The 12,508-nt window shown below is 67.8% G+C and carries 8 protein-coding genes; 1 reads left to right on the forward strand and 7 read right to left on the reverse strand.

Annotation, left to right across the window (positions count from 1 at the left end):
• Positions 1 to 27: 27 nt before the first annotated feature.
• From C5E05_RS14600 to C5E05_RS14630, 7 genes are all read right to left on the reverse strand, one after another.
• On the reverse strand, positions 28 to 852 hold the full coding sequence (locus C5E05_RS14600; RefSeq protein WP_104301496.1) for a PRD domain-containing protein: 825 nt from the start codon (positions 850 to 852) through the stop codon (positions 28 to 30).
• Positions 853 to 974: 122 nt separating this feature from the next.
• A complete protein-coding gene (locus C5E05_RS14605; RefSeq protein WP_181059625.1) occupies positions 975 to 2,102 on the reverse strand; it encodes a Gfo/Idh/MocA family protein in 1,128 nt (375 codons plus the stop codon).
• Positions 2,103 to 2,183: 81 nt separating this feature from the next.
• Positions 2,184 to 3,230, reverse strand: coding sequence for an NADPH:quinone oxidoreductase family protein (locus C5E05_RS14610; protein ID WP_258064889.1), 1,047 nt, complete (start codon positions 3,228 to 3,230; stop codon positions 2,184 to 2,186).
• A gap of 38 nt (positions 3,231 to 3,268) precedes the next feature.
• Complete coding sequence (locus C5E05_RS14615) at positions 3,269 to 3,850, reverse strand: GNAT family N-acetyltransferase (RefSeq protein WP_104342340.1); 582 nt, start codon at positions 3,848 to 3,850, stop codon at positions 3,269 to 3,271.
• A gap of 248 nt (positions 3,851 to 4,098) precedes the next feature.
• Positions 4,099 to 7,287: a glycosyl hydrolase gene (locus C5E05_RS14620; RefSeq protein WP_181059627.1), complete on the reverse strand. Its 3,189-nt coding sequence runs from the start codon at positions 7,285 to 7,287 to the stop codon at positions 4,099 to 4,101.
• 167 nt (positions 7,288 to 7,454) lie between these two features.
• Entirely contained in the window at positions 7,455 to 8,084 is a 630-nt protein-coding gene (locus C5E05_RS14625) for a TetR/AcrR family transcriptional regulator (RefSeq protein WP_104342342.1), read from the reverse strand.
• A gap of 87 nt (positions 8,085 to 8,171) precedes the next feature.
• Positions 8,172 to 11,678, reverse strand: coding sequence for a glycosyl hydrolase (locus C5E05_RS14630; protein ID WP_181059631.1), 3,507 nt, complete (start codon positions 11,676 to 11,678; stop codon positions 8,172 to 8,174).
• 160 nt (positions 11,679 to 11,838) lie between these two features.
• Between C5E05_RS14630 and C5E05_RS14635 the strand changes: the two genes are divergently transcribed.
• Positions 11,839 to 12,462, forward strand: coding sequence for a TetR/AcrR family transcriptional regulator (locus C5E05_RS14635; RefSeq protein ID WP_181059633.1), 624 nt, complete (start codon positions 11,839 to 11,841; stop codon positions 12,460 to 12,462).
• The last annotated feature ends 46 nt before the right edge of the window (positions 12,463 to 12,508 follow it).

Below are 12,508 nucleotides of genomic sequence, written 5' to 3' on the forward strand. Positions count from 1 at the left end.
CTGTGGGGTGGATGCGGCGGTGCCGTGTCAGAGGAAGTTCGCGATGTGCAGGCCGAGGTAGACCTTCTCGGAGGCGCTCATCGCGTGCCCGTGGCTGCGCTTCACGAACGCATCCACCTTGTCGACGCTCGAGAACGCTGCCGGCTTCTGCTCGGTGAGGATGCGCAGCAGCTCGGCGTCGTCGCGTTGCACGGTCTCGCCGAGGAGCACACGCTGCGCGAAGAAGCGCACGTGGGTGACGAAGCGGAGGTACGACGAGTTGGCGTCGTCGTAGTGCAGGCCGAAGTGGAGGCGCACGATGTCGAGGATCGAGTGGGTGAGCTCCATGAGGCGGGCCGCGCTGTCGGCGGCGCCGCCGACCTGGGCGTTGATGACGTGGAGGGCGATGCTCGTCGCCTCCTCCTCGGGGAGTTCGACGTCGAGGCGCGAGTTGAGCTCGGCGACGGCGCTCTTCGCGAAGGCGTACTCGCTCGGGTAGTAGCGGCGCACCTCGACGGCGAGTGGCACGGTGAAGTCGCCGCCGTCGCGGGCACGCTGCACGGCGAACACGAAGTGGTCGGCGAGGCTCGCGTAGAGGCTGTCGCTGATCTTCGCGCTCAACTCGGCGCGCGCGCGGGCGACGAGGTCGGCGGTGGCGGTGAGGATCTCGGCCGGGATCGAGTCGACGATGGAGGCGAAATGCCGGCTGGCCGCGTCGTCCTCGAGCCGGAAGACCTTCTCGACGAGCGACTGGTCGACGCGCTCGCCCGGTTTCGAGCGGAACCCGAGTCCCTTGCCGAAGACGATGACCTCCTGCAGGGAGTCGTCCAACGCGTCAACAACGTTGTTGTTGAGTACCCGCCGAATGATCATCTTGCTCTCCTAGGAACACGCTTGCTGAAATCGTCGTCGAAACAGCTGCGGTGTTGCCTGCGGAAGCAGTGACAAGCCGCTGTCACTGTAACCACATCCTCGAGACATGGCAAGCGGGAGGGCTACGGGGTCGTCTCGCCCGGGTAGACAACGCCAACCGCGGCCCGGGCCTGGTCGAGCACTTCCAAGATCTCGATGGATGCCTGCCAGGGCATCACGGGAGACTGCGTGGCCCCGCCTGCGAGGAGGCGCGCGAACTCGGCGGCCTCGAACTGGAAGCCGCCTGGCACCGTCGCGTCCCACTCGCTGACGGTGGCGCCGCCGACGCCATCGGTCGACTCGTCCGTGGCCTCCCCGGACCCGTCTCGGTCGAACTCGCTCACGCGGAGCATTCCCGGAATGAAGAACTCCCCGGGCAGTTCGACGATGCCGTGCTCGAACACGAACTCCGCGCTCGACGCGGCTCGTCCCTCGAAACTGCACCGAGCCGTGCCGACGGCGCTCGCGGTGCGCATGATGACGGATGCGGACCCGTCGACGGCGTACCCGGGAATCAGGTTGCCTGCCGCGGCGACCTCGACGGGCGAGCCCATGAGGTCGTGGACCGCGGCGACCGAGTAGACGCCGATGTCGAGCAGCGCGCCACCGCCTTGTTCGACGTCCACGATGCGCGGGACGGGGGCATCCATGATCCCGGCGAAGTTCGCGTGGGCGGTGACGAGGCGACCGAGCATTCCGTTGGCGGCGATCTGCCTCGTCACCGTGAACTGGGGGAGGAACCGCGTCCACATGCCGTCGACGACGAGCACTCCACGCTGTTCTGCAGCGGCGAAGACCTCGCGGGCCTCGCGGGCATTGAGCGTGAACGGCTTCTCGACGAGCACCGGCTTGCCTGCGCGGATGCACGCGAGCGCGAGCTCGTGGTGTGTCGAGTTGATGGTTGCCAGGTAGATCGCGTCGACGCTCGGATCCGCGATGAGCTCGGCGTAGGAACCGTGCGCACGCTCGACGTCGAGCTCCTGGGCGAAGGCCTCGGCGCGCGACAGTTCGCGCGCCCCGACCGCCGCAATCGCCGACCGGGTGTGACGCGGCACCTCGTGCGCGAATCTGCGCGCGATGTGGCCGGCGCCGAGGATTCCCCAGCGCAACGGGGCAGCATCCGCCGGGTCGAGCAGCTCGACACCCTCCGCGAGGCGAGCGATGGGGGCGGGGAGTTCGGCGACGAACGCGGGGGCGGTGGGGTCGGTCATCATCCGAGTCTGGCATCGGGCGAGGGAGTGAGTCGAGGGGCGCGTCGTCTCGTGAGCCGCGGTGCAGCTCGCGGCGTCCGCCTACTCCAGGCCGAGGTCGATCACGACCTTGCCGCGGGCGCGGCGCTCCTCAAGGCTCGCGACGGCCTCGGCTGCTTCGCGGAGGGGGACGACGGCGGTGATCGAGGCGCGCAGCTCGCCGCGCTCGACGGCGGGCGAGAGCCGTGCCCACTGCTCGGGGAGCGACACGAGGCACTCGGGCATGAGCCCCTCCCAGGCCGCGCCGACGACGGAGATGTTGCCAAGCAGCAGCCGGTTGGTCTTGACGGTCGGGATGCTGCCGCCGGTGAAGCCGAGCACGACGAGGCGCCCGCGCTTCGCGAGGCATCGCAGGGAGTCGGTGAAGCGGTCGCCGCCGACGGGGTCGAGGACGACGTCGACGCCGCGATGGTCGGTGAGCTGGCGGACCTCGGCGAGGAAGTCTGCGGCGAAGACCGTGTGGTCTGCGCCGACCGAGCGTGCGAGCGCAGCCTTCTCCTCGGTCGAGACGACGGCGATGACGGTGGCGCCGATGAGCTTCGCCTGCTGGATGAGCGCGACGCCGAGCCCGCCAGCGGCCCCCTGGATGAGGACGGTCTCCCCTGCCCGCACCTGCCCGCGGTCGCGGAGGGCGAAGTCGGCGCTCAGGAGGTTGATGGGCAGCGCCGCGGCATCCACGAAGCTGATCGAGTCGGGCAGCGGCAGCACCCGGTCGGCCGGTGCGACGACGTACTCGGCGAAGGCGCCATGGCTGGCGACGCCGAAGACCCGGTCGCCCTCTGCGAACCCGGAGTCTTCGCCGGCCTCGGCGACAACTCCCGCGAACTCGCTGCCGAGCACAAACGGATTCGGGATGCGGTGCTGGTACTCGCTGCGCGACTGCAGCACGTCGGGGAACGCGACGCCGGCCGCCCGCACCTCGACGAGCACATGACCGGGCGCCCGGTGGGGGACCGGCACCCCGCGGAGCTGCAGGCTCCGCGGGCCGCCATCCGTCGAGTTCACGACCGCCCGCATCGAGGTGGCTCGGCCGGGCACAGGGTCGCGTGGCGCGTCGTGCGTGGGCTGGTCTGGCAGAGCATCCGGCATGCGTTTCACGCTAGCCGCTGCTCCCCTGTGTTCGGCGATCATGGCTGCGCGGCCCGCCCACCCGTGGAAACCCAGGACCCGAGCGGTCGATCTGGGAGGTCCTCGAAGGTCTCCTCGGTTCCGGTGATCACGAATCCACGTGCTTGGTAGTTCGCCAGGGCCAGCGGGCCGTCGAGGGTGCAGGTGTGCACCCAGACCCGTGAGACGGGTGCGAGCTGGGCGCGCTCCGGCAGCGTCCACGCGGCGAGGACGCCGTGCTCGAGCAATCGTCCCCCGAGTCCGCGACCCTGGGCCGCCTCGGCGAGGCCGAAGTACCGGATCTCCACCTCGGTTCCCTTGTCGGACGGCTTCGGCTGAAGGTGGACGTACCCGAGCGGATTGCCGTCGCCGTAGAGGATCCAGAACTCGGTCCCTGGCTCCGCGAGCTCATCCACCCACTGGCGCCTCGTCCAGTCGAGCCGCTCCGTCCAGAACCATGGCCCGCCGACGAGTCCGTAGAGGAACCGTGCGTACTCCGGCGAGATCGAACCCGCACGGTCGAGGCGGACGTCGTCGGGAAACGCCCGAGGCTCGTCTCGGGGCTGCTCGAGCATCTCCAGGGTCGTGGTGGTGACCTTCATCGGGACTCCTTGCGCGGGGCGAGCTGGCTTGGTGCTCGGGTGAGCGCGAACACCTCGTGTCGCGGGCCACGCTATTGGCGTCGGGGGAGTTCGCCAAGTGCGCGGTCGAGAGCTGTGGCGAAGGCGCGGTCGCGCACCAGGTCGCTCTTGGGCAGGCAGAGCAGTTGAAGGTGCAGAAAGAGCCCGGGCGGATGAACTGGTGAGTGCCAGCCCATCCGCCCGGGCGATCTCGTTCGGACCGAGAGCGGTTACTCGCTTGTCACGCGTCCGCGGCGCTTCTTGATGAGGAACGCCGCCCCGGTGCCAGCGAGCACAGCCCCGAGGAGGGCGAGGAAGACGGCGAGGCTGCCGTCGACGCCCGTCGTGGCGAGGTCGCCGTCCTGGCCGCCGGCGTCGGAGCCGCCGTTCCCGGACCCGTTCCCGTTCCCGGACCCGTTGCCGCCGCCGTTGCCGGGGCTCGACGTCGGCGCGGTGGTCCCGGTGCCGTCGGTGGAGGTCGGCTGCGGCGTGGGCTCAGTCGTCGGCTCCGGGGCGACGTCAACAGGCACTTGCTGTGTCGAGATCAGCAGTACCGGGCCGGTGAGGCCCACCGCGTGCGTCTTCACCTGGCCGGGGTTCGGGAACGGCGCGGGAACGCCGCCAGCCGCTGAGACGGCATTGCGGAGCGTCGTCGCCAGTTCGATCTCGATGATGTTCTCGCCTGGGCGAAGCGCGTCGGTGATGTCGTGTGTCGTGTCGCGACCCACGTGGCGCGAGACCACGGTGTCGTTGACGCTGACGACGCTGGTTCCGAGCGCGCCGTCGATGTCCAGCTCCACTCCGGCCCCCGAATCGAACCAGCTCTCTGGCAGGTCGAAGGTCGACGTGTACGTGCCAGTCCCCGACTTGTCTTCGAGTCCCGGGATCTCTCGCCAGTCCTTCAGCTCAGTGAGGCCTTCGACGTGAATCGTCGCGCCTCCGTCGGCTGCGGCGCTCGTGACCTGGAGATCCCAAGTGTTCAGTTCAATGGGAGCGCGATCGGTACCGAGCTCAGCTGCGACGGACGCGGTCGAGCCGTCCGCGCGGCTCAGCTCTGCGCCACCGGTCACCTTCGTCGTCCAGACCGGGGATCCTCCATCATCGAACGTGAGCGGGAGCGGCTCGGTGTTCGTGATCGCTCCGGACCACGGCGCCTGGGTCGAGTCGATCTCGATGACCCTCGTGCCGAGCGGCTCCAGCGAAAGCGGAACGACCGTGGTCGTGCCGCTGGCTGCGAACTGGGCCAGCGGGTTGCGTTCGCCCTCCCACAGGTCGATCTCGCTGACCGACCCGTGCACGTTGATCTCTGGCGCGAAGTTCACGGTCTCCGAAGAGGTGTTGTAGAGGTAGACGTACGTGGTGTCACCGCTCTGACGGTACTGGGTCAGTACAGGCGCGGAGTCCCAGGAGACGCGGGCGGATACGCCGAGGTCTTCGAGGGCGGGCTGCACGTCGGCCTGCGTGGACACCGTGCGCGTGTTCTCCGACGCGAGAACCGTTGACATCGCCGCTTCGACCTTCGCGTTGCCAGCCTCGCCGCTCGTGAAGCTCGAGTCGACCTTCGGCGCATCGCCGACGACGACGACCGCGAGACCGCCGGTGGCGGCGTCGGCGAGCGCTCCGGCGGCCGCGCCGTCCATGCTCCGCTCATCAATGACAAGCGCCTGGTAGGCGGGGCCATCAGGGAAGAGCGTCCCATCGCGAACGGGGCCCGCATCGACAATTCCTTGGGGGTCGAGGTACTGCACCGAGTACCCATGGTTCTCGAGGCCTCGTGTCTCGAACAGCTGGTCCGGTGTCGTCGCATCCTCGCTCGGGTCGAAAACGCCTCTGGCGGACGTCGTGAGGAAGTCCGTGGAGTAGATCGCGACGTCCGTCTTCGGGGTTCCCGTTTCAAGAACCAGCGTGCCGCGTGCCCAGTAGTCGGTGAGCTCGCTCCAAGCTGCCCATTGTGGGTACGTCTCGTCGTTCCAGCTCTCACCGGTCAATCCCCAGAATCGGTCCTGGGTGGGCCACGGCGCGTCGTCGGCCTGGCTGGCATAACCGTGGACGTACGGCTGCGTCATGCCAGCGGCCCATTCCTTGTCCATGAGCTGCTGGTAATCGTTGAGGGTGATCTCGAAGGCTCCCTGGAACTGTGCGCCAAGCTCCGATGAAACTCGGTTCGCACCGCCCTGGTGGGCTCCGGCGACGAGGGTGCGCTGCCAGTCGAGCGCGAACCGCCACGTTGCTTCGTCGGACCGGACGGGGAACCTGTCTCCAGAGTTGAGGGACTCGCCTTCTATGCCCGCGCCCATGAGTGCCAGCTCGCGTGCGCTGCGGATGACGTCGAGGTTCTGACCGTAGGCGGGCTGCGTCTTGAAGTCGATGCCGTAGCCCTCGGCCCATTCCTGGTACGGCTTCAGGTGGCCGTCGACGTAGAGATCTGTGAGCGTCGTGTAGTAGTCGGTCCGGACTCGCTCGCCAGTCTCATCAACCGCGGCAAAGTCGGGAGTCGGCTCCTCGTTGGGGACCCAGTAGTGCGACATCCCATGTGCAAAGAAGAACGGGAGATACGCCGTGGCGTCGTAGCCCCGCGTCTTCTCGAAAGAAGCCAAGAAATCCTGAGTCCAGAACAAGGAATCAGCGTGCAGCTCGAGTGAATCCTCGAAAAGATCGCCACCGACCTTCCCGAGCTGTTCGCCGTTGTCGCCGATCTGCTGCTCGTCGAGGTACTCGGTTGCGGCCTTCGCGGCTGCCGGGTCGAAGGCGCTCGTGACATTCTGCTCGGCATCGCGTTGCCAGTATGCAAAGAGGATCCAGTCGCCTTCGGCAGGGGCGGCCCAAGAGATCGAGCCGTCGACAGCCGCTGACGTGAGGTCCACTACGGAGTTCGGATCGAGGATCGTCGACTTCTCCGGGGGAGTCGCTTCACCCGCGACAACCGGGCCCGCTTCGACGACGCGTGCCGCCGTGACCGCGACGAGCTCAGCGGGCCGTTCCCCAGACGCATCGTCGAGCGCTCGAGGGAGAGCGCCCGAGAACACGGATCCTGCGCTGACATCGACGCGACCGTACTGGAGCTCCTTCTGCACGTAGGGCGTTCCGATACCGGTGTTCGGCGTCTGCACCGGCCAGGCCGCGCCCATGGTCATGCTCACCTCGATGCCAAGAGTCTCGGCTTCATCGAGGACAACGCCGAGCATCTGGCGCTGTATGTCGCTCGCCCAGAACGTTGATGAAAAGGCGATCTCGACGGAACTGAAGCCTGCTTCGGCGATGGCACGGACCTCGCGGAGGGCTTCCGCCTCAGAGATCGGGGTCTGCCACCACCAACGCATCCCAGGCCTGGACTCGGAGCCGGGATCGGAGAGCTCTTCGGCAGAAAGAGCTCCGGTTTGGGTGACGGCGCTCGCGGGTGAGGCGAGCGGTCCCGTCACGAGTCCAGTCGCGCCGACCGCCAGCACAGCCCCGGCGGCACAGGCTCTGACCCAGCGGGGCAAGATGGGTGGTGTGGAACGTTTCAATGACATGCAGTTCTCCCTTGAACACGATGTCGCCTCGATGGCGCAACCGAATCAAGTAATAACTGATTATTTATAAGTAATCAAGAAGTTTGCTTGTCCGGGGCCGGCGCGGCGTCCGTCACTGCTGTGCCAAGGCCGAGAGCGTGCACTGCGTGCTCGAGTTCGGAGCGCATATCGACGTCCGCATCGATGAGCCAACGGGTGAGGAGGCCATCGCTGAGTGTCAGGAGGAGCGTCGCCGCACGTCGCGCGTCGAAGTCCTGAGGGAGCTGGGCACGCGCGGCACGCGCCTGTACGCCGAGCGTGAAGTAATGCAGCATCAGACGCTGGCGTTCCAGGAAGTAGGCATGCGCAGGATGCTGCTCGTCGGACGCGGAACTCGCGTAGTGGGTGAACAGCGCGGCCAGATGGCGGCTCTTGGCGCTGTTGCTCGCCGCACTGAGGAGCGCGGAGATCGCATCAGGCTCGACGACTTCAACCGCGTGCGTGTCTCGGTACCTGAGCAACTCGACGAACAGCTCGTCGCGACTGGGGAAGTGGTGATGGATCGCCGGTTGGCTGATGCCCACCTCATCCGCGATCATCTGCAGGGAGACTCGCAGATGGCCGTGCTCCCGCACGAGCCGCTCCGCCGCGGCGAGAATCTCCTCCCGCCGCCGGATGCCGGCTCGATTCGGCTTCCTGCCGGCAGGTTCTCCTGTTGCCACCACGCAATGCTATGCGCCTTCCCACGACCGCGGCCCCGCGCATCCACGCTGAAGTGGATGCGCGGGGCCGCGGTTGCGAGGCCCGTCGGATTACTCGCTCGTCACGCGTCCGCGGCGCTTCTTGATGAGGAACGCGGCTCCGGTGCCAGCGAGCACAGCCCCGAGGAGGGCGAGGAAGCCGGCGAGGCTGCCGTCGACGCCCGTCGTTGCGAGGTCGCCGTCCTGGCCGCCGGCGTCGGATCCGCCGTTCCCGGACCCGTTCCCGCCGCCGTCACCGCCGCCGTTCCCGGGGCTCGTGGTCGGCGCCGTGGTCCCGGTACCGTCCGTCGAGGTCGGCTGCGGTGTGGGATCAGTCGTGCCAGTCGGGCTCGGCTCCGCGATGCTCTCGACAGCGCTGTTCAGCGTGACCGGGCCGACGAGGCCGGCCGGAATGAGGCCGGACCCGCCGTGCACGCTGTTGTACGCCTGGTACTTCACGTTGGCGACCGGGTCGCTGTTGTACAGCTCCTTGAGGCCCTCGCGGCGGTTGCTCTGAACGGGCTGTACGTCGATCTCGATGACATTGGAGCCGTTCACGAGCGCCGGCGCGATGTCGACCTCGTACGGCGCGGCGTACAGCTGCGTCACGAGCTCGTGCTCGGTGCCGGGATTCACGCGCACCGTCGCCGCGTTGCTCACGGTGCCGAGGTTCAGCACCGCGCCGCCCTCGAGGAGGTCGGCCGCATCCGGGATCTCGACCGTGGTTCGGTACGTTCCCGAGTCGGTGACGTACCGCAGCTCGTTGCCGAGGAACCCGTCGGCGCTCCAGTCGCCGAGGACCTCGCCCGTGTACTCGGACGTGCTCGGCTCACCCGGTGCGTTCGTGCCCAGGTTGTCTGCCGTGACCTCGAGCGAGAAGGCACCGAGCTGGTGGCCGACACTGCGCTCGGTCGTGTCGATCGACGAGGGGGTCCCGTCGGAGACGGCGGAATCGGCGATGCCGGTGCCTGCTGGCTCGCAGAGCAGGACAACCGCTCCGCTCGCGTCGAGCGTCGCCGAGACGACGTTGCCGTCGACCTCCGCGTCGAAGATCTCGCCCGTCTCGGGGTCGAGCCACCAGCAGGAGTCGAGGCCGTCGGCGACCGTCAGGTTGACACCCGTTGCCGCCTCCGCGGAGGTGTTGCGCACGTACGCGAGCTCGCCTCCGGTCGGCAGCGTGCGGCGCCCGAAGCGGATGTCCGCGTTCTCCTCGTAGGAAATGGGAGCGTCGACCGAGGCTGCGAGTGCCGCGGGGACGGCGGCTGCCTCGACGGCGCCACCCATGGCGGCGGCGATCTCGCTCACCTGAGCATCGAGGGCCGCGTACTCGCCGCCTGCGTAGCCGGGCTGCGCGGCGGGAGCTGAATCGACGAAGACGATCGGAGCGCCCGCATCCTTGAGCTTCTGCAGCGCCTGCATCGTCTCGAGGGGCACGGTGCCGCTCTCGACGAGCATGGCGTCGAAGGATGCGTTGCCGCCGTTCGCGACGAGGTGCGAGCCGTCCCAGCTCAGGCCCGTCTGGATGGTGTCGTCGTTGATGGCATCCCACGCCCAGCCGTTTGCCTGGGCCGTGGTGACGGATGCGAGCGGCGTGGAGCCGCCGCCGAAGCCGCCGCCGCTCGCCAGCGCCCCGAAGAGGGGCATGTAGATCGCCACGTCGCTGCTGTTCGTGCCCGACTGCATGACGTAGTTGGCGCGCGACGCGTAGTCGTTCATCGACGCGTAGTAGTCGGCGATGCCGGCCGTGTCGGCCATCTCGACGCCGATCGTGGGCCAGGCGCGCCAGCCCTCCTCGGCGAAGAGGTTGTCGTCGGATGTGAAGGCGGGGTCGTCGTTGCCGCTGTAGTTGGCACTGAGCCCGTGGTAGAAGAAGTTGTTCACACCGCTCGTGGCCATGAGGTCGTACCCCTGCTTCATGAACTCCGGCGTGATCTGGAACGGCACCGAGCCCAGCGTGAAGACCTCCGAGGTGACGAGGTTCTTGCCGTAGAGGTGCGCTCCGGATGCGACGCGCTTCAGCTGGTATTCGTCGAGGCCCTCGGTCTCGGGGATGTCGACGTACTGCGACGACTTCAGGGTGTCGATGGGCGGGTTGTACGCCTGCTGGCGGTAGTCGATGCCGTACTCGCCGAGGGTGCTCGAGAACGCCTCGAGGCCCTGGAGGAACGAGTCGTTGAGGAGCACGCCGTAGTCGTGCACGATGCGCTGCGATTCCTCTTCGCTGAGGTTGCTGGCGAGCAGCGGCACTCCGCTGCCGCCGCCGAAGCGGCTGACCTCCGGAGTCTGCAGTCCAAGCGCGGCATACTCCGGTTTGACCGTCGGGGTTCCGTCGATGAGGAACGAGTCCTGGTAGATGGAGTAGAGGGAGGGGAGGTACGGCGTGATGTCGTAGCCGAGCAGTTCCTGCGACTCCGCCGCGGCCTGGATGAGATCGTTGTAGTGGCGGTCGGTGTAGAACTCGTAGCTGTCGTTGAAGGCCGCGCGGATGTCGCGCGACTCGACGATGTCGTTCAGCGCGGCTTCGCCGAGCCAGCCGTTGACGAGCTTCGTGATCGCGACCGGGTTGAGGTGGTCGACGACGTAGTTGCGCTTGTCGGTCGTCGTGTTCTCGATGATCGAGTTGAAGCCGTACGCGCCCGTCGTGGCACTGTAGAGCGCGACGATCTCGTAGTCGCCTGCCGCGAGGGTCGAGGTGTCGACGCCGAAGGTCGTCTGCCCGTCGCTCGGGTAGGAGAGCTGCGCGGTATCGAGGTCGAGCACCGACTGCTGCTCGTAGGTCTTGACCGAGCTGAAGTCGGAGGTGAGGGTCTGGTTGGCCGTCGTCAGGTCGGCGCCCTGTCCGGTGATCGGCGCGAGCATGACCGAGTTCAGGTGCACGTTGGCCGGGTCCCACTCGCCGAAGTCGAAGCCGAACTTCTCCGAGGCGAAGAACGGGCTGACCTCCGCCTTGGGGATGCCGAGCGAGAGCTTGCCCGTGCCGGTCGGGACCGAGACGTCGCCGGACACGAGGGTGAGCGCGCCAGCCGCATCCACCCGAACGGTGGCCCGGCCCAGCGCCATCGTGTTCTGGCTGTCCTCGAGGTCGATGGAGTCGTCGCTTGCGAGGTAACCGCTGCCGATGTTGAGGTCGACGGTGATGCCGAGCTCGTTGGCGCGGGCGATGACCGCGTCGAGCTTCGCGAAGTACTCGGGCGACTCGTAGCCGAGCACGGCCTCCGTGTCGTAGCCCGGGGCGGCGTCGTAGATCGAGCCGCCGTTGCCGCCGTTGCCCGCGATGCCCTCCTCGGTCAGGAACCCCTTCGAGAAGGCCACGATCTCGACGGCGCCGAAGCCGTTCTCGTGCAGGTAGTCGACCTGCGCGAGCAGGTCCTCCTGGCTCGCCGCGTTGCCGGGCCACCACCAGCGCACGCCTGGGCGGAAGTCGACGCCCGGCTCCGCGAACGCGGCGGGGTCGATGGCGCTGGTCGTGGTGGCGTGCTCGTCGCCGACGGCTGGGCCGGCTACGGCGAGCGTGCAGGCGACGGTGAGCGCTGCGCCGAGCGCAACGGCTCGTCGCCCTCGTCTTCGTGGATCGTTCATCTTGTGACCTCTCTGGCATCTTTGCCAACGACGGGGTGTGAACTGCCGCGCCAGCTCGTGGTGTCCGAGGGCGCGAGTGAGACCGGATTCTGGGAGTTGAATCGATTCAGTCGCGAACCTAACACGTGTTAGACAATCTCGGCAAGGGAGAATGGTCGCCATGTCCCCAGGAGCAGCCGCCGATCCCGTCCCGCGGTTCTCGCAGAGGGACGTCACTCCGCATCCGAGGCGCGACCAGATTCTGGATGCGGCCACGCGGGTCTTCACGGTCAAGGGTTTCAACGCGGCGTCGATCCGCGAGATCGCCGTCGAGGCTGGCATGTCCCACACAGGAGTGCTCCACCACTTCCCCGACAAGGCGGTGCTGCTCGAGACGCTCCTCGAGCGTCGTGGCCAGCGCGCCGCCGCGGAGGTCGGCCTCGACTTCTCCACCGGGCTCTCCTACCTGCGCGGACTCCTGGCGCTCGCGGAACGCGACGTTGCGAAGCCGGACGGGGTCCTGATGTTCAGCATCGTGTCCGCGGAGGCGTTGGCCCCGACGCATCCAGCACACGCCTCGATCGCGCGGTGGTACGAGTTCCTGCGGTCGACGGCGTTCGACGCGCTCACGGATCTGCAGGAGAAGGGGCTCTACGCTCGCGCCGGCGTTCCCGTCGAGCTCGCGGCCGTCCAGATCGCCGGCCTCAGGGCCGGGCTGACGCAGCAGTGGCTCCTGGCGCCCGAAGTGGATGCGGTCGCCGCGTTCCGCGTGCAGCTGCAGTCGTACGTGAGCGAGCCGCTGTAAGGCAGGAACCGCGCCAAGAATCGTCGGGCTCGTGCAACGAAAGCGG

Origin of the sequence: Pseudoclavibacter sp. AY1H1, from assembly GCF_002931055.1 — a bacterium.
GTDB lineage: Bacteria > Actinomycetota > Actinomycetes > Actinomycetales > Microbacteriaceae > Pseudoclavibacter.